The organism is Faecalimicrobium sp. JNUCC 81, assembly GCF_053667625.1.
Map to the genome: position 1 here is coordinate 2,548,064 of NZ_CM132203.1, position 23,178 is coordinate 2,571,241.

The window sequence follows — 23,178 nt, forward strand, 5'->3', positions numbered from 1 at the left end:
AAACTTAAATTAAGTTTATTTAATTATAACTCTATGATCATTTGCATAAATATTCATTCTTTTTCCTCTTACAAACCCGATAAGAGTTATATTTAGTTTTTTTGCAAGTTCTATCGATAAATTAGTTGGAGCTGATTTAGATACAACTATAGGTATATTATTATTAACAGCTTTTAACATCATTTCCTGAGAAATTCTACCACTAACTACAACTATCTTATCCTCTAAAGATATATCATTAATAATACAATAACCTATAGCCTTATCCATTGCATTATGCCTTGCAACATCTTCACATATTATAATTTCTTTATTATCATCGAATATAGATACACTATGAACACCTCCAGTATCTTTAAATAAACTTGAGTAAGTTAAATTCCTCTCCATAATTTTATAGATACTTTCTATGTTAATACTAATATCTGATTTTGAAGTACTTAAATCTTTAATATTTATTCTTTTATTATTGGTATTTACTATAGCAACTCTATTTTCTTTATCTATTTTCAAAACATCTAAATCTTTAAATTTATCTATATATCCTTTATTTTTGATAAAGCCAACTACAAGTTCATAAAGATTGTATGGAGTACATAACAATGTTCCTATATCCACATTATTTAAAGTAATTTTTAGAGGGTATTCCACTACAATATCTTCATCTAAATTATTCATTTTAAAATCTTCAAATTTTGTTATTGGAACTTTTAAAGTTGAATTTATCATATATTTTCCTTCTTAATCATCATACTTTCTCTTATTTTTTTATACTCATCTTTAATATAGTTTTCTGCCCACTGTTGATTTTCAATTTTTTCAACTTTAACAGCACAGTACTTATACTCTGGTGTTTTAGAAACAGGATCTAGCTTAGCAATGGTAAGTTCATTACAAGCCCCTATCCACCATTGATAAGTCATATAGGTAGCTCCCTTTTTAACTCTATCAGTTACTAAAGCCCTAGTTATTACACTACCTCTTCTTGAACTTACTCTTATTAATTCATTTTCTTTTATATCTAATTTTTCTGCATCTTCAACACTTATTTGAAGATAACCCGGTTCATCTTCAAGACTTCTTAATGCTCTACAATTTCCTGTCATTGTTCTAACTGAATAATGTCCAACCTCTCTTACAGTACATAAACTAAAAGGATATTCTTCATCTTCCATTTCAAATGGAGGTCTCCATTCTGTAGCAAATAAATTACCTTTACCATTTGAAGTTGAGAATATTTCACCTTCATATAAGTACTTAGTTCCTACATCATTCATATCTTCATTTTCACAAGGCCATTGAACAGATCCTAGTTTCTCCATTTTTTCATATGTAACGCCATAGAAAATCGGACATAGATTTCTCATTTCATCCCATATTTCTTTAGTATTGTTATATTCCATTTTATATCCCATGGCTGTTGATATTTCACAAATTATCTGCCAATCTGTTTTTACATCGCCTTTTGGTTCTATTGCTTTTCTCATTAATTGAAACCCTCTATCTGCACAAGTATAAACACCTTCATGTTCTCCCCATGAAGTGGACGGTAATACTACATCTGCATGAAGTGCTGTTTTATTCATAAATATATCTTGAACAATAACGAACTCTAATTCATCTAAGGTTTCTCTAACTTCATTTGCATCTGGATCACTTTGTACTGGATCTTCTCCAAATATATAATATGCTTTTAGCTTTTTATCTTTTAAAACTAAATCCGGTACTTGAGTCAAACTATAACCATTTTTAGATGATAAGCTTACTTCCCATGCTTTTTCAAATTTTTCTCTTATCTTCTCGTCTTCCACATTTTGATATCCTGGATATACATTAGGAAGTACTCCCATATCACAAGTTCCTTGAACATTATTTTGACCACGAACTGGTCCGATTCCAACGCTTTCTCTTCCAAAGTTTCCAGTTAAAAGAGCCAGTGACGCCAATCCTTTTACAACATCTACTGCTTGTGAAAATTGAGTAACTCCCATTCCATAAAGTATCATTGCATTTTTACCTTTTGCGTATTCCCTCATTGCTCTTCTTATTAAGTTTGCTTTAACTCCTGTGAATTTTTCAGCATATTCTGGTGTGTATATTTTGACGATTTCTTTATATTCTTCAAATCCTTGGGTATGTTCTTTGACAAATTCTTTATCATACAGTTCTTCTTCTATTAATACATTTCCAAAGGCATTTACTAAAATCATATTAGTCCCACCTTTTATAGGTAAATGCATATCAGCAATCCTTGCTGATTCAGTTACCCTTGGATCTGTTACTATTATTTTAGCTCCTTTTTCTTTTGCTCTGACGATTCTTCTTGCTACTATCGGATGTGAATCTGCTCCATTGTACCCAAATATAAAAAGTACATCTGAATTTTCTATTTCTGGTATAGAATTAGACATCGCTCCATTACCTAATGAGTAAGCCAGACCGGCTACTGATGGTGCATGTCATACACGAGCACAGTGGTCTATATTATTAGTTCCTATTGTAGCTCTCATAAATTTTTGCATTATATAGTTAGCTTCATTCCCTGGTCCTCTTGCAGAACCAGTTCCCATAATGGAATCTGGTCCATATTTTGCTTTTATTTTATTTAATTTATTTGCAGTATAACTTATAGCTTCATCCCATTCTACATTTTCTAAAATTCCATTTTTCCTTATCATAGGTTTTTTAAGTCTTGATGTTAATATTTGCGGATCATTTAAAAAATCCCACCCATAGTAACCTTTTAAGCATAAATTTTCTTCGTTAGTTCTACCATTAGCAGGTTCCGCTTTAATTATCTTATCATCTTTTACTACTAAATAAAGTTGACATCCTGCTCCACAGTATGGACAGACTGTTAAAACCTTTTTCTCCATTTAACTTCCTCCCAATATACTTTTTACTATAAACCTTAACTTAAAACTAAAAAGAGTATGACAAATTCTTATGATTTAAATTTGCCATACTCTTTGAATGCTATATTTTATTATGTATATTTTAAATTGTAACACAAATATACTCTATCTGTTTAATATATTCCTATCCATTTTAAGTAATTCATTTTTATTTCATCTTCTTAGATTTATCAACACATGCACCAATTGCTTTTATTACAGATGCTCTCATACCTTCTTCTTCTAACACTTTTACTGCCTCTATTGTAGTTCCTCCTGGAGAACAAACCATATCTTTTAGCTGACCTGGATGCATATTTGTTTCTAAAACCATCTTAGCCGCACCTAAAACACCTTGAGCACAGAACTTGTACGCTTTATCTCTTGGCATACCATTTATTACACAGGCATCAGCCATAGCTTCTATAAGCATAAATACATAGGCAGGAGAAGATCCACTAGCACCTATTACAGCATCTATTAAATACTCTTCTACAACTTCACTCTTCCCGAAAGAATTAAATATATTTTTTACTTTTTTTAAATCTTCTTCATTTATATTTTTATTTGGACATATTGCACTCATTCCTTCATTTACTAGAGCTGGAGTATTTGGCATAGTCATTACTATCTTTTTATCATTTCCTATTATATTTTCTATGCTTCTTATACTTTTTCCAGCTGCTATAGTTACTATTATTTTACTATCATCTATTAAATCATTTATTTGATTTAATACTAAATCATATATGTTTGGCTTTACAGCTATTATTATTATATTTGAAGTTTTAGCAACTTCTCTTGAATCTTTGCTTACGTTTATATCGAATTCTTTACTTATTTTGTCTAGAGTCTTATCACTTTTTGCAGACGCTATAATATCTTTTGAATTCACAAGATTTGATTTAATTATACCACCTATCATAGCACTAGCCATATTACCAGCACCTATAAATCCTATTTTCATGTCTTATCTCCTTTAGTTCATTAATATTTTAACTCTAATTATAATCTACTTTACCTTATTTATAGAGACATATTTATTATTTTTTATATAAAATCTCCATAAATAATCCTTAGCTTCCTCAGCATAATCTATATTTATACGTTTACTAGTCTCTATTTCAAACTCATTATCACTATATATTTTTTTATTTCCATCATAATAAAAATCGCTTATATATAACCCGCTGTCTAAAATACTCCTAGAATTTAATTCCTTATTAATATTTAATGCCATGCAAAGTTTTCCCGGTCCATTAGTAATATTTTTCTTTTGATAATTACTTAAATTTTCATAACTTTTACCAAATCTATTATAAGCTATGTCTTCAAAACCATTTATAGGCTCTACTGCTCTTATTAAAACACATTCTGGGATATTTTCTACATTCGCGGATAGATTTAAACAATAATACATTCCATAAATTAAATAAACATATATATGTCCACCATCTAAATATAGAGGTTTTGTTCTATCTGTTTTTTTATCTTGATATACATGAGCAGCTTTATCATTTATTCCCATATATCCTTCTGTTTCTACTATTTTTGTTACTATTTTTTTATTATCATATTCTCTTATTAAGTATTTTCCTAGTATATTCTTAGCTACACTTATTCCATCTTTTCTAAAAAAATCGATATCCACATTTAGCACTCCTTATAATTTTTTACAAACTTATTATAACCCTAATAATACTTGGAAATATTACTATTACACTTACAAGTCTCGTTACTTGAAGTAATGCTATATCTGCTCCATTAGTTCCTAGTTCACTTGCAATTAATGCCATATCTGATGCTCCTGCTGGTGTACAACAAAACATCGCCGTTATAATATCTATATCAAACCATTTACTTATTATAAAGCCAATAAGTCCACACATAATAGTATAAGCTATTATCATACAAATTATAGGGATTATAAATGATTTTAAACTATATACAACATCTATAGTTATACTACTCCCTATAAATGCTCCCGCTACTACCTGTGCTCCTTGCTTTATTATTGGGTATATGTATCCTTTATTACTGTAAATTTTTAATCCTGCCACTCCTATTAATGAAAATATCATAGTTCCTGCTGGTATTTTAGTCACTTTTCCTATAATTCCAAATATGATTGCAATTATTAAAGTAAGTATAATATCTTTGTTTTTGTTACTATATTTACAATCCTTTTTATCTATATTTAATTCTATAGTAGAAGCAATATCAATTTGATCTCCATTATCACAAATTATTCTTTTTTGAACTTGCTTTATAAGAGTTGGAAATATACTTATAACTGATATCAGCCGTGCTAATTGAAATACTGCTACCATGGAAGTATCTGCTCCCATTTCTGAGCTTATTATAGACATATCTGCCATACCACCTGGTACTGCAGCAAATAAAGATGATAATAAATCTAGAGATGTAGTTTTATAAACAAATATACCTACTAGGATATTAAGTATTAAAAGTCCAATTATCATTACTATTGCTGGTTTTATTAAATTTTTTATTTCCATTAATTTTTCTTTATCCATATCTATCCCTATAAATGCTCCAGCTATAACCTGTACAAAAAATCGAGTTGAGTTTTCTACATATGCTGCACCTGTAATTACATTAAATATTCCAACAAATATCATAGAACCAACCATAGCTCCGGCTGGTACTTTTAATTTTTTTGCTATAAAGGCCCCTATAACACCTACCAAAATTGTAGTAAAAAAATATAAAATCATACCCTATATGCCCCCTTGAATAAAGTCATTATATATAAAAAGACATGGAATAATTCCATGCCTTTGTTATATATATTTTATAAATATCCTAACTTAAATTATACCTTATATTTTCTATTTTACTAATATAATAGCATAACTTTTATATTTATAAGTGTTTATTTTGTGTTTATTTAATTATCCAAAGAATTTAAGCAATATACCTGCAACTACTGCTGAGCCTATGACTCCTGCTACATTTGGACCCATAGCATGCATAAGCAAAAAGTTTGAAGGATTTTCTTCTTGTCCAACTTTTTGGACAACTCTTGCAGCCATAGGTACTGCTGATACTCCCGCTGCACCTATCATTGGGTTCACCTTCCCTTTAGTTAACTTATACATTAACTTTCCGCCTAAAACTCCTGATGCTGTTCCAACGGAAAAAGCAAGTAAACCCATTGCAGTTATACCTAATGTCTGCACTGTTAAAAAAGTTTCTGCATTTGCCGTTGCCCCAACTGTAATACCAAGCATTATTGTTATTATATATAAAAGGGAATTTTGTGCTGTCTCAACTAATTTTGGTACAACACCTGATTCTTTTAATAAATTTCCAAACATAAGCATGCCAATTAACGGAGCTGCAGTAGGTAGTAATCCTATAACTATTATCATTACTACTATAGGGAATATTATTTTTTCAGTCTTAGATACTGGTCTTAATTGCTCCATTTTTACACTACGCTCTTTCTCTGTTGTTAAAGCTCTTATTATCGGTGGTTGTATAACTGGAACCAACGCCATATATGAATAAGCAGCTAGAGCTATAGTTCCTAGTAAATGTGGAGCTAGCTTAGAGGCCAGTTGTATAGCTGTTGGACCATCAGCTCCACCTATTATACCTATTGACGCCGCTTCAAACCCGCTAAATCCTAGAAGTATTGCACCTAAAAAAGCAAAGAATATACCAAACTGAGCCGCCGCTCCTAGTAATATCGTCTTTGGATTTGCAATCATTGGTCCAAAGTCTGTACTTGCTCCTATACATAAAAATATAAGTGGTGGATATATTCCAAGCTTAACCCCCTGATATAAATAATAAAGTAGTCCCCCTACTTGATTATCAGTTGGTGCTTTCATAAGATCTACGCCAGGCATATTAACTAACAACATCCCTACTGATATAGGTATTAATAAATATGGTTCGTATCCCTTTTTTATAGCTAAATATAAAAATATACAAGCTATTGCTATCATAATAATTTCTTTATATGTAATCATTGCAAACCCTGATTCTGTAAAAAAATCAACTAATATATTACCCACTTTAAAATTCCTCCTTCAGTTAGCTTAAGTTATATTATTTGTAATAAATTATCACCAAGGTTTACATTTTGACCTTTACTAACATTTATACACATCACTTTTCCATCAACTGAAGATACTATCTCATTTTCCATTTTCATAGCTTCAAGTATTGCTACAACTTGGCCTTTTTTAATATTCTCGCCTTCTTTAACAAGTACATTTAATATTGTTCCAGGCATTGGAGCATTAATCATTTCTCCATCTCTATTTTCTATTGTCTTTGAATTTATTTTTGTTTCCTTTACATCATCTCTATTATTATCTTTCTCTTTTACTTCCTCTATTTCAACCTCATATACTTTTCCATTTAATTTTATATGATATGTTTTAGCATTCATCCTAATATCCCCCTTTTTATAAACCTTAAATTTATACGTTATTACTTAATTCTTGTAATACTTTTTATATGAAGATTTGGGTTTACTTTTCCTTTACCTGCTATTATAGATGCAGCCAAAGCTACAACTACTTTTTCTTCATCCTCTTCATCTGTTAGCGCTAATTCTTTGTTACTTTGGCTATTAGACTCAGATGCTAAATCTTTCTTATTATTATTTTCCTTAAAAATATGTTTAAAGCTACCTAATACCAATGAAATTATTAATAAAATTATAAATACCAAACTCATACTTGATAAACTTATATATACTCCCTCTAATAAATTCACTTCATTTCCCATACCTCAATCCCCTATCTCTACATAGTTACTGTTATATATGAAATTTCATCTTCAACCTTATTATATTTTTTACCATACTTGTTTTCTAAAAACTTTGGTGCTACTTGTGGAAATAAAGCATATGCTAAAACATCCTCATCGCATTTTGCCAAATCTCCAATTTCTTTTTTCATATTTTCAAATTCTGATTTTAATAAATCTGCCGGTCTTATAGTTATAACTTCTTCATCCCCTATTATTTTTTTTCTTATATCTTCACTTATAGGTGCTGGAGCCTTTCCATATTGTCCTCTTACATAATCTTTTATCTCTTTTGGTACTAACTTATATCTCTCTCCGCTTAGTACATTAAATAATGCTTGAGTCCCAACCATTTGGCTCATTGGTGTTACAAGCGGTGGATAACCTAAGTCTTTTCTTACTCTAGGAACTTCTTTTAAAACTTCTTCATATTTATCTTCAGCATTTTGCTGCTTTAGCTGTGATAATAAATTTGATAACATTCCTCCAGGTACTTGATATTTAAGTGCTTGTGGTTCCGTTAATAACACTTTAGGATTTAATATATTTTCTTTCATATATTTGTCTCTTATGGGCTTAAAGTATTCTGCTGTTTTCAAAAGCTTTTCCATATCTAAATTTGGATTTCTTTCCATTTCCGAGAATGTTACTGCTAAAGATTCTGTTGGTGGTTGACTCGTTCCTCCACTAAATGGAGATATAGCGGTGTCTATTATATCTACGCCCGCTTCAACAGCCTTCATATATATCATATCTGCTATTCCACTTGTACAATGTGTATGAAGCTGAATAGGAAGTATAGTTATTTCTTTAATTTTTTTTACTAAGTTGTAAGCATTGTATGGAGTTAATACTCCCGCCATATCTTTTATACAAATTGAGTCTGCTCCCATATTTTCCATAGTCTTAACTAATTCCAAATAATAATCTGTAGTATGTACTTCACTAGTTGTATAGGATATTGCGCACTGACAATGACCTTTATATTTCTTTATTGCTTTCATTGATGCTTCAATATTTCTTACATCATTTAATGCATCAAAAACTCTTATTATATCTATACCATTTTTTATAGATAATTCTATAAATCTATCTACAGTATCATCTGCATAGTTTCTGTATCCAAGTAAATTCTGACCTCTTAAAAGCATTTGAAGCTTTGTATTTTTTACTTTTGATTTTATCTTTCTTAATCTTTCCCAAGGATCTTCGTCTAAAAATCTTATACATGCATCAAATGTAGCTCCTCCCCATACCTCTAAAGAATGATACCCCACTTGATCCATAGTCTCTAATATTGGTATTATTTCATCAGTTTTCAACCTAGTTGCTATTAAGGATTGATGTCCATCTCTTAAAGCCGTTTCAGTTATTTTAAGCTGATTCATTTTAATATTACACTCCCCCCTAAAATTTTCTTAAGCTAAATGTGTTATTGCCTAAAATTAATAATTCACTAAAATACTAAATTTTAATTTTTTATTAACTTTTTAAATGATAATCTCTTATACTCCTAAAATATTAACCTATTTGTATATTTTTACTTAACTTCTTTATTTAAGATTATTATATAACGTTTTCCTTATTTTTTTAATATATTTTTATGTTTTTTTATGTTTTTTATTTCTTCTAAAAATTTCTCACGCTAAAAAGTACTATAAATTATTTATAGTACTTTTTATATAGGTGGTTATTTGTAAATATCAAAAAATTCTATTTTAAATTTTTCTATATTATTACTGTATTCAACAATTGTTTCTTCTTCTTCCTTTACTTTTTTAATAGGGAACTCAACTGTAATCTCTGTACCTTCATTTAGCCTACTTTTTATATCAATACTTCCATCTTGAACTTCTACTAATGACTTTGATAAATATAGCCCTATTCCACTACCAAACTCATTTGATACTCCTCCATCTTCTATTTGTTTAAATCTTCCAAATATATCTGTAAGTTTTTCTTCATCAATCCCTACGCCATTATCTTTAACCATTATTTGTACTTTATTTTCTACTTTATACACTGCAACTAATATTTCTCCTTCAGATTTTGTAAACTTAATAGCATTAGATAATAAGTTTAATACTATTCTTTCAATAGTCTCAGGATCTAATCCGACTAACAGTATTTCTTCATTAGTATCAAATATTAAATTTAGATTTTTTGCACTTGCATATGGTTGTACAGAACTTACTATTTCTTCAATTAAATACACAATATCAAAGTTTACAGATTTTATCTTGTAAATTTCAGACTTTACTTGTGATATGTTTATAATATTATCAATAAGTCTTACCAGCCTAAGCATATTTTGCTTTATAATCTTTACATGATTTGTTATTTCATTATGTCCATCTTTGACTTTATTTTTATTATATAAGTTTTCTACTAATTGAGTTGAGCTATATATATTATTTAATGGAGTTTTTAATTCATGAGACATATTGGCATAAAATTCCATTTTCAATTGATCATATTCTCTCTGCCTTATTAGTATTTCCTTTATTCTTTCAGCTTCTCTTTGCTGACCTAAATCCTCAATTAATTTTACTTTAAATCTTTCTTCTCCCATATACCAAGTTTTAGTTGATATCTTTATTTCTTTTATTTTTTTGTCTTCATTAACTATATATATACTTTTATCCTTTTCTCCAACATGTAGATTATATAAAAACTTAGTGTATAGCCTATCTCTATATTTAGTTGATAGTTTTTCTATTGTTTTCCTATCTCCTCTTATACCAAATATCTCTCTAAACTTTTTATTAGTATAAATTATTTTTTCATCACTTGCTGATTCAATTATTATACCTTCTGGTACAGAGTTTAAAACTTGTCTATAAATTTGATTTTGTCTATTTACACCTTTATATGTATTTATTTCCTCAGTCATATCTTTTAAAATTAATATTTTATGATTACTATCATCATCTATGTAATCATCTACAGTTATTTCTATGTTCCTATTTGTGCACTCTCTATCTTCCATAACCATCGTTATAAGATTATAGTCTTTTGCATTTTCTTGTATATTTTTAATTTTTTCCTCAATTGTTAAATTTAATTTATTATAATGTTTGTTATCTAAAAATTCGATATTAAATGTTTTATAATAATCTAATAAATTCATACCTTCTATATCCTCTTTACTATATCCAAATAGCTTTGAGAAGCTTTTATTTATTCCTAAAATATCAATATTTTCTATTAAATTACTAGAAGTTCTAATCATTATAGCGCATGGTATATTCTCAATTATATATTCATACTCTTCTTTTATGTCTTTAAGTTCTTGCTCTAATTTGATTTCTTTTGTAATATTATTTAAACAAATTAAGTAAGTATTATCTAATAAATTATTATTTATATTTAAAGTATAAATATCTTCATCCAAATAAATAATTTTGTCTGCTATGCATTCTTTATTTTTGTTAATTATAATATCTTCTCTTACTTGTTTATAATCTTTTACGTTTATTATTAAATCAAAAAAGTTTTCTATATCATCATTAAAAATATTTTTATATTTATTATTTGTATATAATATATTAAATTCATAATCTGTAATTATCCATATATTCGGCATAGCATCTAAAGATTGATTTAATAATTCATTTCTTTGGTTTATATATTTTTTTATTTTATTACAAATTTCAATTTCATTTTTAATTGCAACATTTATTTTATTTAATTGCTTTGATTTATTATCAAGTTCTTTGTTTGTATTTAACAACTCACAATATGGATTTTTTATTATATTTTTTATACAATATTGATATCCATAATATGTATAATTAAATAAAATAAGATATATAACTCCTTTAAGTAAGTATATATGAGTTAAACTGTATTTAAAAATATATACAACATATAAAACACCTAATATATTACCAAGTAAAGATATGAGTGATAAGTTTTTTATCATTTCATAATGATTCATATTTTTACTTTCTTTTGTTTGAGATAATACTGCATTATAAATGGCTATGCTAAGGTTAATGAACATAAATAAATTATTAGTTAACATTCTATTTATATGCAATATACACATACTATATATAAATGCTAAAATTATATAAAACATTATTAGACTGTATTTTTTTGTTATTTTTTTTTCATTATGTCTAATATATATAAAGTTAGTTAGGTTTATTATGATAAAATTTAATATAAAAAATTGAAATACATTTTCTTCTACTTTAACAGCACTTAACCCCGCTAAAATAACTAATACTATACTACTTATATTCATTATATTAAAAAATTTCTGATTTTCTAAAACTATATTATGGCCTATTGTATATATAAATATCCATAATAAACTTATTCTTACTATATTTATAAATGTAGAGTAAAGATCAATATTTATTATTCCAATAATAGTAAACATGATGTTAATTATTATATATCCTCTACAATCTTTAATTAATCTTTTTAAATCATTACTATCTTCTTTTATATCAGCACAACTTGCATTCATAAAATTCCCCACTTTTTATATTTTATATAAATATATTAACATTAATTTCAAAAAAAATTTGTCGTTTTATGAATTTACATAAACTTTTTTATAATAAAAAGGAGCAGCTAATAGCTACTCCTTTTTATTAAACTAAAATGACAAAATTATACTTCCTTTATATTGTTTTTCTATAAATTATTTTACTTCCTGGCTAGTTAATGCTTTTGATAATACTTCTATTTTTTCAAAATATTTTAATTTAAATTAATTTTAAAATATATATGAAAAATAAAATACCTCAATAAAAAATTATATTTATGAGGCATTTTATTTATAATATATTATTTTTGTTTGTTTGTATTATTAGTAGTATTAGGCTTAAATCCTAATGCCTTATTCATGTCTTCTATCATTTTGTTAAATCCATTTTCAGTTTTGTCTTTTATTCTTGTAGCTTCATCAACTGCTGATATAAACTCATCTTGACTCTTATTCATTATATCTTTTGGAAGCTCATCTAATTTCTTAATTCTTTCATCTAAATTAGCTATTGTCTTTTCTCCCTCTGCTATTAAATCTTCATTCATTTTCTTTAATTTTTCATCTTCTGTTTTTCCATCTTTTTTTAGAGAATCTACAAATGATTTAACTTTATCTCTACTATCTTTATATGCAGCTTTTAAATCTGATACATATTTTTCATTTCCTGGATATTTATTTGTCTTATAGTATTCATTTACACTTTCTGTATTCTTATACATACTATAATCAGCCAATCCTGTCATATATTCGTTATAATGTTTAGAGTAGCTAGCTGTATAGTCTTCTCCTGCAGGTACATTCTTTTGTTCTGATGGTGCTGGTGTTGGTGTTGGTGCTGGTGTTTTCTTAGTACACGCCACCGCTCCTAATGATATTGCTATTGCTATACCTACTGTTATTAATTTTTTGCCTTTCATATTCTTCCTCCTAGGTTTATTTTGTTAATTTATTTTTATTTGATATGTATCATATCAATTATTCATTAATATCTTGGTCTAACTTTCTAAATTTATACCTAATATATCTTCTATTTGATCTAAAGTTTCATCAAATTTATTTTTTTCTGTTATATCGTCATCTAAATTAGTCTTTAAATATTGTATTAACTCTTTAGTTGGTTTTTTTAAAATATTTTCATCTATTTTAGCTATTTCTGTTTCTTTAACTTTTATATCATCCATTAATACCTTGCATTCTTCTACTAATTTATCATTTAGTTTTTTTAACTTATCATCATCTATTTCTAATCCTATAATAGATTCTTCAAAAGCTTTTATATTTATTTTGCTGTCATTTAATGATTCTTCTAAATCATTTAGAAATTTTTCGTGATCTATTTCACCTTTTTTAGCTAACATATCTTCTAAGTCATCATAATTTTTTAAATCTAATGGTTTTATGTATTTTTCATAACTTTTAACTAGATTCTCTTTATATTCTACTTTACTCATTGGTGATTTTTGTTTATCTATATTCTCATCTATTTTATTTGGTTGTGTAGTTGGCTCCTCTGTTTTTTTAGGCTGTGGTGTGCATCCTGAAATATTAAAGATGAAAAGTATAAAAAGACCTAATAGTAATATACGTTTCATAATTGTTACTCCTTTCATTTAAAACTTTATTTTCCAATATTATTATTTGTAAATTTCATAAAATTATTTATAAAATTTTTAAATTAAAATAATTAATAATTTTATGAATATTTGTCATTAAAAAAGGTTATCATTTGTTAAATGGTATTTTTTATTTATTATCATTCTTAATTAAGGAGATTTAATTATGAACTGTTATTCTTGTGAAAATAAGATGAATTCATCCTATACAAAATGGCTTCTAGAGTTGTTAGGTCCTGTACTTATGGGTTCTAAGCCCTGTGAAATAGTTACAATTCCAACATTTGATAAAGCTAAAGAGAGTAAATTAGATGATATTTATAGCCATTTTAATAATTGTAAAAAAATAGATATTGTCGTTATTAATAAAGAAAAAAAAGGATATAAAATCCTATTTATAAATAAAGAATCTTTAACTAATCAATTAAATAATATTAAAATTAAAAATCTCTTAAAGTTTTTAGGTTATCCTGTAGATTTTAATGTAGAGTCCGCTCTTTCTCATTTAATTAGTAAATTAAAAGGGGATATTTTTCCTGATGAAATAGGAATATTTTTGGGGTATCCGCTTAAAGACGTTATAGGGTTTATGGGATATGGAAACTATCAATTTTATAATACAAAATATTGGAAAATTTATGGAGATCCAAAGCCATCTGAAGATTTGTATTATAAGTTTTTAGATCATAGAAAAAAAATTAGAACTATGCTTAGTTCTCAAAGCGTTGAGGATATAATTTCGTCATTTTAATACTTAATTTAATAAAAAAGCCCTTATAGAATTTCTATAAGGGCTTTTATATAATTAAAATTTTTAGTAATTACTATTTAAAGATTCCAAATGGTTTTCCAACTGGTAAAAATACTTTTCCAAAGTGAGTATTTAAAACAGATGCACCACATCCATAAAATGAAAATATTGCTATTAATAATTCAGAATAAGCTGCAATTTGATGTGCTAATTCTGGAATTATGTTAAATGACATTAATGTTAATCCTATAAATAAAAAGTCTATAAATACAAATATTGCAAATAATACCTTGTGAGTTTCCATTGCTCCTATAGTCATAAATAATGTGAATATTAAGTATCCTAAATATGCAAATCCTAATTGCTTTGTATCAATACTTGAAGCAAGCTCTGCTCCGAATACTCCGTTTTGTATTAACCATGTGAATCCAACAGCAAACCAGAAAAATGCATACGCTCCAAATGCTGTTGCTCCAAAAGTATTATTGTGTTTAAAGTCATTTATACATGCCATTAACTGAGCTGAAGCACCTAAAAAGATTGCCCATGGTATTATTAATGATACTCCTGATGTTAACCCTAATTTTTGAGATGATGCTACAAGTGTTATAATTGCTAATCCGAAAAGTCCTAGCGCCGATGGGTCAGCTACAACTATCTTAACTTTATTTTCGCTCATTTTTTCCTCCTGCTATAATTTTATATATAATAATATTATACATTTTTGTTTATTTTTTGCAATAAAAATTTTTTATATATTTATTATTTGTTTATTTATAAATTTTTATAGCAATCATCTGGAACATATATTTATATACATCCATAGCTTATATATAAGTACTACTATAAAATATAAGGAGGAAGAAATATGAATTTTCAAGCTTCAGGGCCCAGTATTAAAGCTGTAACTACCAGTGACTTATACGATATTATTGATAAATGTAAAAGTAAGACACTTCGAATTACTTATTGTTCTTTAACATTAAATAAACAGTGTGTAAATACCAAAACAATAACAATGAGAGTAACTAAAATAAATAGACCTTGTGAAATGGTAGAGGGTGTAATTTTAATAAATAGAGAGCCTGTTGAAGATATTATATTAAAAAATAGCCAAATATTAAATGTTCAATGCATGGGTGAGGGCCAAACTCCAGATAAATCTTATATTTTTGACATAATTAGAAACTGTAGGGGATTTGTAAGAATAACACAATGTACAAACTTAGAGGGAGGCCAATGTAAAAATACCACAAACTTTCCATTTTTAGTTACTGATATAGATGAGAGAAATAATAATATTAAAGGATATAGAATAAGAAATAGCTCTATTCCTGAATATACTTTAATCGATGTAAGCTTAATTACTAGAGTTGAATGTTTAACTCAAAATAGTGCACCTAATCTACCTTGAAATTTGATTTCATATCTAAAAAGTACCATTAATAAATAAATTTAAATAAAGGAGATGAGATTATGAAATATGTAAGCTATGCGTGCGGTTATATAGTCGATATACGAAAAATAGATAATGAAACCACTTTTATAACTATAGGTAAAAATATTAATAACATTTATACTTATATTACTTTAGTTGTATCACCTAAAACTTTAATTTTAGACTCAGAATGTAATGAAATTTCTATAGCAAATTTAAATATTAGAGATACAGTACTTGCTTATCACTCTAATGCAATGACTATGAGCATACCACCTCAAACAAAAGCTTCTATAATTGAATTAAAATAACAAAATAAAAAAGAGCATACCTAAGAATGCTCTTTTTTATTTTGTTACTCGTATATATTTTCTTGCACTAGCAATATAATAAATTATATAAATAAGTGTAAATATGAATATGGATCCAAATGTTACAACATAACCACTTTCATTAAATAAACCATTAATTGCATATCCTGCAACTATACTATGAACAATACCTACTATTATGGGCATAGAAAAAAATATCCCTATTTGCTTATATATAGCTTTATTTATATATTCTTGACTAATTCCTAATTTTCTTAGAGTTTCAAACCTTATTTTATCTATACTTGCATCAGATATGCATTTGAAATACATTATACTTCCAAGGGATATCATAAATACTAATGTTAAGAAAATACCTATAAAATATACTGAATTTATAAAGTTATAATCATCTTCATTAAACATATCAAAACTAAACATAGGCATATCCGTATACTTTTTTATATAATTTGATATTTTATTTGTATTTTCATAGTTTTTTAAAGTTATGCCTCTAAATTTTATTATATCATCGTATTTTAAATTATTTTTAAAATACGAATAATCATTATCATTTACAATTAAAATACTGGGATTCTCCAAAATCCCGGTTATTGAAGATGCAAGACCATCATTTATTTTTATCTTTTTATCACCTATATTCACATTTACTTTAAAGTTAAATGCATTTATAAAATTTTTAGGTATTATTATTATACCTTCACCTTCTTTAGGCTTATTTTTCATTATTTTTTTCTCATTTATTAATTTTTTATTATCCATAATATGCTCTATATCTGAGTATCTAACTATACTAAAATTACTTATATATGGATTTAAATTAGTTTTATATGGGTTTCCATTAATTTTATATGGTATAAAATCTAGATTCACTTTGAAATCTATTTCTTCTTTACTTAATTTAATAGCTTCATCAACTATTTTATCATCATTAGAATTTTGACTAATATAGTATAAACTATATGGAACCTCAACTTCCCTTCCACCTGAAATTAAGTTTTTCATGCAAAAAGCAGTTATAAGACTTGTCAATGTACAAGTTATTAAAATAGCAACTTGAGCTAATGTTTTATTGTTATTTTTTATTCTAAATATTATATTATTATAACTTACTATATTAGTTTTTTTATATAATAACTTTTTATTTTTTATTATTTTACTTATTACTAATGTAAAAAATCCTTTAAATAAATACAAAGTACCAACCATAATCATAATAACTGTACCCATTATAGCTATTGGAAATGGTATATTAAATCTTTTATACCCTATAATAAATATATAAGCCAATATTATTACAAAAAAACCTAACAATCCTTTTATTTTAGATCCTTTAGTATTTTCAACTTGATATGTATTTTTCGCATTTATTAGTTTTGTTATATCCGTTTTTATTAAAGTTATATACTCTTTTATAAATACAAATAAAAGTATACTTAAAAATACTAAAGAAGTTAAAATTATAGCTAAGTTTGACACTTCAAATTTTATAACTGCATCTATCTTAGCTACCTTTACAATCCCCATTAAAAATAGCTTATTAACTAATATTCCTAAAAATATCCCTACTATTAATGCTATTATTCCTGTAATTAATCCTTCAGTTGCAAATAAAAGTGCAATCTTATTATTTTCCACTCCCATAAATGTATATATCCCAAACTCTTTTTTTCTTTGTTCTATAAAAAATCCACTTGAATAAGATATAAAAAATATAAAAAATAAAACTAATACTACTGCACACATATTGGTTATCATCGATACTGTTTTAAGCTGAGATAGTGCTTTAATTTGATCACTAAATATAAGTGATATAAAATTATAAAAAACTGTTATTGAAAAAACCATTGAAAATATATACATTCCGTAATTTTTTAAATTTTGTTTTAAATTCATTGTTGATAACCTAAATAAGTTCATTTACTTCACCTCCAAGAGATGTTAGTAAATCCATTATATTTTTAAAAAATTCTTTTCTTTTTCCATTGCTATCTATTCTTGCATTTAATTTTCCATCTTTTATAAAAATTACTTTTTTCGAGTAACTTGCTGCAAATGCATCATGAGTTACCATAATTACTGTAACATTAAACTTTTCATTCATATCCTTTAGACAATTTAAAAGTTCTGATGATGATTTAGAATCAAGTGCTCCAGTTGGCTCATCTGCAAATATTATAGACGGAGATGTAATCAAAGCCCTAGCTGCTGCAACTCTTTGTTTTTGACCTCCTGATAATTCATATGGGTATTTTTTAAGATGATGCTCTATTCCAAAAAACTTTGATAGTCTAATAATTTCTGATTGTATATAACTTTGTTTGTTACCTCCTATGACAAGAGGAAGTGCTATATTATCTTCTACACTCATACTGTCTAATAAATTATAGTCTTGAAATATAAATCCTATATTATCTCTTCTGAACTTTGATATTTCTTTATTATTTAAGACATGTACATCTTTATTATCATAATATACTTTTCCTTCAGTTGGCTTATCTACTGTTGATAATATATTCAAAAGTGTAGTTTTACCTGCACCTGATGGTCCCATTATACTTATAAATTCACCCTTTTTGACTTCTAAGTTAATATTATCTATAACTTTAAATTTATTCGTTTGAGCATTATACTCTTTTTTTAAATTAACAACTTTTAACATATTAATCTACCTCCAAATTATAACTATACATATATTTTATAAATTTAATTCATTATAATCCATCCATCAGCCTTACAATTTGGATATTAAAATTACATTTATGTAACATTAGAAATTGTTTGTTTTAGAGCGTAAAATAATCTGATAATTTGTAAAATGTGATGTATATATCACAAAATTCACCTTGAGTTGAAGATACATCTATGCTGTGACTTAATTTATTCAATATTTTTTTAGATATATAAAGGCCCATCCCTGTTGATTTAGTTTTTTTGCGACCATTCTTTCCTGTGAATCCTTTATCAAATACTCTTTCTATATCTTGTGGTACTATTCCTATTCCATTATCTTTTATATGAAGTTTTATACTTTTATCATCTTTAGTTGTATAGATTTTAATTTGTCCATTCTTTTCCACATATTTACATGAGTTATCTATTATTTGTTCTACTATATGAGTTATCCATTTTTTATCAGTTAATACATTAGCATCTAAGTTCTCTAGTTTTAAATCTACCTTATTGTATATAAATAAATGTTTATTTCGTCTTACAATTTCTTTTATTACTTTTTCTAAATTAACTTCTTCTATCAAAAAATCTGAGCTATAATTCCCAGATCTTGATATATATAACGCTTGCCCAACTAAATTTTCAATTCTTTTTAATTCTATATTTATTTCTTTGTATAAACTATGTTTATTTTGTAAATTATTTTGGATTTCTAATTCTTTAACTCTTTGAGATATTATTTCAAGTACTGCTATTGGTATTTTCACTTGATGTATCCAATTTGTCATATAATCATTTATCTCTTGAAGTTCATATTTTAAACTTTGTATATTTTTTTCATAGTTATTTATTTTATTGTCTATAACATCATAAAAATATGGATTAACTAAACCATTTTCTTGTTTTTTATTATTATTTATATGGTTATATAACTCATTATATTTTTTTTTATACTCAAAATATCCAAGTATAAAAAATATTATACAAGTTATTATTATTAATGCATTTATATAAATTAAACTGTTTAATACATTTGATAAATTCAGGTCTAATATTACATTTAAATTTAAAATAATCAATATTGCAAAAACTAAAAACAAATATATTCTTACTTCCTTTAAATATCTAAAAATATTCATTATATACTATACCCTTGTCCTTTTTTAGTAGTTATAAAATTATCTAAACCTATTATTCCTAATTTTTTTCTAAGCCTATTTATATTTACTGTCAACGTATTTTCACTTATAAATTCATCACTATCCCAAAGTTCTTCTATTATTGTATCTCTATTTACAATGTTACCTTGATTTTTAATTAAAATATTAATTATCTTAAATTCATTTTTAGTTAATTCAACGAATTTTTCCTTAAAGTAAATTTTACTTTCTAAAATATTAAGTATTACATCTTTATATTTGATTATATCGCTATTTAAACTATTATTATATGAATATGTTCTTCTAAGTATAGCCTGAACTTTTGCTACTAGAACCTGAGGGGAAAATGGCTTTGTTATATAATCATCTCCACCTAAATTTATAGACATTACTATATCCATATCACTATCTCTTGATGATATAAATATTATTGGCACTTTCATAAAATTTCTAATTTGACCACACCAGTAAAATCCATCATAGCAAGGTAAATTAATATCCATCAATATAAGTTTTGGGTTAGCTTTTATTACCTCATTAGTTATATCTTCTAAGTTCTCTACTTCATGTACATTATATCCCCACTTACTTAGATGTGTTTTGATCTCCCTACTTAAAGCCTTATCATCTTCTACAATAAATATATCTATCATATTTATCACCTTCTTATTCTTATTTTAATGTATTATCTGAAAATTATTGTATCAGAGTTATACAATTTTTGTAAATTTATAATTTATATGTGATTAAATGTAAAAATGCCCAAACCTTTTATTTAATAGGCTTGGGCATTTTTTATATAAATTTTTAATTACATTTACTGTATCCACATTGAAGGCAAATTGCACACCCTCCTGTAGGTATTATTGTCTCACTTTTACATTCAGGGCATACAAATTTTTCTACTTCATCTGTAGTTATAGATATTTCTTTTTCTATGCTAATACTTTCTTCATCTTGTGTTTTTTTACTTTTTTTAGGCTTTTCATTTATTAGTATTCCACTTCTTTTGCATCCATCTCTGTATATAGTTATTCCTTTTAAATTATTTTTATAAGCCTCAACATATATATCATAAACTTCTTCAACTGTTGCTTCATGTGGCAAGTTTATTGTAGAAGAAATAGATGCATCTATACTCTTTTGCCATGAACTTTGCATTTTTATTCTTTCTATTGGTTTTAGAGTCATAGCTGTTTCAAATATATTTGGTAGATCATCCTCATTTTCTATATTATTAATATGCATATATTCAGATACTACTGGTGTATATACTTTGTAATATACATCCTCATCATGTAATGATTCTGTTTTTCTATTGTACGATGTATTAAACATCGGCTCAATTCCTCCACTAATACCTAGCATTGTAGATATTGAACCTGTAGGTGCTATAGTTAATATTTGCGAATTTCTAAGTCCATACTCTTTAACTAATTGTTCTACATCCTCAGTAATATTTTCTTTGAAAAACTTAGAGTTTAATACTGCTTCTTTGTTATATTTTTCATATGTTCCTAATTCCTTAGCTAACATCGCTGATTGTTTTACTGCTGCATTTAGCATAGTTTTAGATAACTCTCTACATAGTTTTATAGACTCATCACTACCGTATCTTAAGTTAAGTTTTATTAGCATATCTGCAATTCCCATAACCCCTAACCCTATTTGTCTATAATTTGTAACCGATTCAATTTGTTCATTAAGAGGATGTAAGCTTAACCCTTCTTCTAAAACTTCGTTTAATCCTATAACACAATCAGATACACATGATTTGAATTTTTCTATATCAAATATTGCATTTTTGGTAAATGGTTCTACTATAAATTCTGCTAAATTTATAGAACCCAACAAACAACTTCCACCTGCAGGAAGTGGTTCTTCTGCACATGGATTTACTCCCGCATACTTAAAGTTTTTGTCTTCACTTAATAGGTGATTTTTTTCTATATTATCCCAAAACAGTATTCCCGGTTCTGCATAGTCCCAGTTGTTTTTTATTAATTTCATAAATAATTCTTTTGCATCTACTTTTTTAATTATTATTTGTCCAGTATCATTAACTTCAAATTTGCATTCATATTCTTTATTATTCAATACAGCATCCATAAATTCTTTATTTATTCTCACTGATATATTAGCTTTAGTAACTCTTTCTAAGTCAGTTTTTATATCTATAAATTCTTCTATATCTGGATGGCTTACATCCATTGATATCATAAGAGCTCCACGTCTTCCTCTCTGACCTATAAGACCCGTTGTCATAGAATAAAGATCCATAAAAGATACAGCCCCTGTAGTAGTTCTTGCAGAGTTATGAACTAAAGCACCACTTGGTCTAAGATTTGATATATCAATACCAACACCTCCACCATAACTAAATGTTTTAGCTAATTTTTTTGCAGTATCAAATATGCTTTCTAAATTATCTTCTGGTTTACTAAGTACATAGCAATTAGAATACGTTACTTTTATTCCATCTTTATTCAAGCCTCTATTTGCTAATATTCTTCCGGCAAATAAAAACTTACGTTCTCTTATTAATTTTGATATTTTTTTATTGCCTCCAGATACCCTTTCTATCCAACTATCAAAACTTTCATTTTCATATTGATACTTATTAGACCATATTGATTTTTGCAGTTCATCCATTTTCCATTTAGAACTTCTTATATCAGCTCTTTTTTCTCTATATAAAATATACTTTTTAGCTATATCTTTTCTATTTGATTCCATAAGTAGATCTTCAACTTTATCTTGTATCTCCTCTACTGTAAAATCTTTTTTACTATTTTTTATTTCTTCTTCTATTTTTAAAGATATCGACTTTGCTAAATCTATGTCTATTCCAAATTTACTATTTATACTAGATTTATAAACAGCATTAAATATTTTATTTTTGTCAAATACTTCTTCACTTAAGTCTCTTTTTATTACTTTGCACATTCAAATCCCTCCAATTTTAAATACTATTTTAACATTTACTTCATACCCAACTTTTCTATATATACACAATATATTGTAT

The 23,178-nt window shown here is 26.5% G+C and carries 21 protein-coding genes; 3 read left to right on the forward strand and 18 right to left on the reverse strand.

Annotated elements, in window-relative coordinates; translation table 11 throughout:
* Window positions 1-15: 15 nt before the first annotated feature.
* The 12 genes from fdhD to JNUCC81_RS12825 form a co-directional block, all read right to left on the reverse strand.
* Window positions 16-729 carry a formate dehydrogenase accessory sulfurtransferase FdhD gene (gene fdhD / locus JNUCC81_RS12770; RefSeq protein ID WP_454093830.1) on the reverse strand — a complete coding sequence of 238 codons (714 nt, stop codon included), beginning with the start codon at window positions 727-729 and terminating at the stop codon, window positions 16-18.
* A complete protein-coding gene (gene fdhF, locus JNUCC81_RS12775) occupies window positions 726-2,876 on the reverse strand; it encodes a formate dehydrogenase subunit alpha (RefSeq protein ID WP_454093831.1) in 2,151 nt (716 codons plus the stop codon). Before fdhF ends, fdhD begins: the two co-directional genes overlap by 4 nt.
* 187 nt (window positions 2,877-3,063) lie before the next feature.
* Window positions 3,064-3,861 (reverse strand): pyrroline-5-carboxylate reductase, encoded by a 798-nt coding sequence (proC, locus tag JNUCC81_RS12780; protein WP_454093832.1) that lies wholly within the window; start codon window positions 3,859-3,861, stop codon window positions 3,064-3,066.
* A 45-nt stretch (window positions 3,862-3,906) separates the two neighbouring features.
* Complete coding sequence (locus JNUCC81_RS12785) at window positions 3,907-4,545, reverse strand: DNA-3-methyladenine glycosylase (protein WP_454093833.1); 639 nt, start codon at window positions 4,543-4,545, stop codon at window positions 3,907-3,909.
* A gap of 22 nt (window positions 4,546-4,567) precedes the next feature.
* Window positions 4,568-5,632, reverse strand: coding sequence for an AbrB family transcriptional regulator (locus tag JNUCC81_RS12790; RefSeq protein WP_454093834.1), 1,065 nt, complete (start codon window positions 5,630-5,632; stop codon window positions 4,568-4,570).
* A 177-nt stretch (window positions 5,633-5,809) separates the two neighbouring features.
* Window positions 5,810-6,940, reverse strand: a complete 1,131-nt coding sequence (locus tag JNUCC81_RS12795) for a sodium ion-translocating decarboxylase subunit beta (RefSeq protein WP_454093835.1) — start codon at window positions 6,938-6,940, stop codon at window positions 5,810-5,812.
* 29 nt (window positions 6,941-6,969) lie between these two features.
* Window positions 6,970-7,320, reverse strand: a complete 351-nt coding sequence (locus JNUCC81_RS12800) for a biotin/lipoyl-containing protein (RefSeq protein ID WP_454093836.1) — start codon at window positions 7,318-7,320, stop codon at window positions 6,970-6,972.
* Window positions 7,321-7,361: 41 nt separating this feature from the next.
* The gene (locus JNUCC81_RS12805; RefSeq protein WP_454093837.1) at window positions 7,362-7,661 is read right to left on the reverse strand and encodes an OadG family transporter subunit; all 300 of its coding nucleotides are present in this window, start codon (window positions 7,659-7,661) and stop codon (window positions 7,362-7,364) included.
* Between the two features lie 17 nt (window positions 7,662-7,678).
* Window positions 7,679-9,070, reverse strand: coding sequence for an oxaloacetate decarboxylase subunit alpha (locus tag JNUCC81_RS12810; RefSeq protein ID WP_454093838.1), 1,392 nt, complete (start codon window positions 9,068-9,070; stop codon window positions 7,679-7,681).
* A gap of 302 nt (window positions 9,071-9,372) precedes the next feature.
* Complete coding sequence (locus JNUCC81_RS12815) at window positions 9,373-12,162, reverse strand: ATP-binding protein (RefSeq protein WP_454093839.1); 2,790 nt, start codon at window positions 12,160-12,162, stop codon at window positions 9,373-9,375.
* Window positions 12,163-12,485: 323 nt separating this feature from the next.
* Window positions 12,486-13,103: a hypothetical protein gene (locus tag JNUCC81_RS12820; RefSeq protein ID WP_454093840.1), complete on the reverse strand. Its 618-nt coding sequence runs from the start codon at window positions 13,101-13,103 to the stop codon at window positions 12,486-12,488.
* Between the two features lie 78 nt (window positions 13,104-13,181).
* Complete coding sequence (locus JNUCC81_RS12825; protein ID WP_454093841.1) at window positions 13,182-13,778, reverse strand: hypothetical protein; 597 nt, start codon at window positions 13,776-13,778, stop codon at window positions 13,182-13,184.
* A gap of 187 nt (window positions 13,779-13,965) precedes the next feature.
* Here JNUCC81_RS12825 and JNUCC81_RS12830 point away from each other — a divergent pair, with 187 nt between their 5' ends.
* Entirely contained in the window at window positions 13,966-14,550 is a 585-nt protein-coding gene (locus tag JNUCC81_RS12830; protein WP_454093842.1) for a DUF3793 family protein, read from the forward strand.
* Between the two features lie 73 nt (window positions 14,551-14,623).
* On the opposite strand, the gene JNUCC81_RS12835 is transcribed toward JNUCC81_RS12830, so the two are convergent.
* Window positions 14,624-15,229: an acetate uptake transporter gene (locus tag JNUCC81_RS12835; RefSeq protein ID WP_454093843.1), complete on the reverse strand. Its 606-nt coding sequence runs from the start codon at window positions 15,227-15,229 to the stop codon at window positions 14,624-14,626.
* A 189-nt stretch (window positions 15,230-15,418) separates the two neighbouring features.
* Here JNUCC81_RS12835 and JNUCC81_RS12840 point away from each other — a divergent pair, with 189 nt between their 5' ends.
* Window positions 15,419-15,964: a hypothetical protein gene (locus JNUCC81_RS12840; RefSeq protein WP_454093844.1), complete on the forward strand. Its 546-nt coding sequence runs from the start codon at window positions 15,419-15,421 to the stop codon at window positions 15,962-15,964.
* 62 nt (window positions 15,965-16,026) lie between these two features.
* A complete protein-coding gene (locus JNUCC81_RS12845) occupies window positions 16,027-16,299 on the forward strand; it encodes a hypothetical protein (RefSeq protein ID WP_454093845.1) in 273 nt (90 codons plus the stop codon).
* A 36-nt stretch (window positions 16,300-16,335) separates the two neighbouring features.
* On the opposite strand, the gene JNUCC81_RS12850 is transcribed toward JNUCC81_RS12845, so the two are convergent.
* The 5 genes from JNUCC81_RS12850 to JNUCC81_RS12870 form a co-directional block, all read right to left on the reverse strand.
* Entirely contained in the window at window positions 16,336-18,240 is a 1,905-nt protein-coding gene (locus tag JNUCC81_RS12850) for an FtsX-like permease family protein (protein ID WP_454093846.1), read from the reverse strand.
* Window positions 18,227-18,982, reverse strand: a complete 756-nt coding sequence (locus JNUCC81_RS12855; RefSeq protein ID WP_454093847.1) for an ABC transporter ATP-binding protein — start codon at window positions 18,980-18,982, stop codon at window positions 18,227-18,229. Before JNUCC81_RS12855 ends, JNUCC81_RS12850 begins: the two co-directional genes overlap by 14 nt.
* Before the next feature lie 124 nt (window positions 18,983-19,106).
* Window positions 19,107-20,132, reverse strand: a complete 1,026-nt coding sequence (locus tag JNUCC81_RS12860; protein ID WP_454093848.1) for a sensor histidine kinase — start codon at window positions 20,130-20,132, stop codon at window positions 19,107-19,109.
* Window positions 20,132-20,806, reverse strand: coding sequence for a response regulator transcription factor (locus tag JNUCC81_RS12865; RefSeq protein ID WP_454093849.1), 675 nt, complete (start codon window positions 20,804-20,806; stop codon window positions 20,132-20,134). Before JNUCC81_RS12865 ends, JNUCC81_RS12860 begins: the two co-directional genes overlap by 1 nt.
* Before the next feature lie 154 nt (window positions 20,807-20,960).
* On the reverse strand, window positions 20,961-23,099 hold the full coding sequence (locus tag JNUCC81_RS12870) for an adenosylcobalamin-dependent ribonucleoside-diphosphate reductase (RefSeq protein WP_454093850.1): 2,139 nt from the start codon (window positions 23,097-23,099) through the stop codon (window positions 20,961-20,963).
* Between the last annotated feature and the right edge of the window lie 79 nt (window positions 23,100-23,178).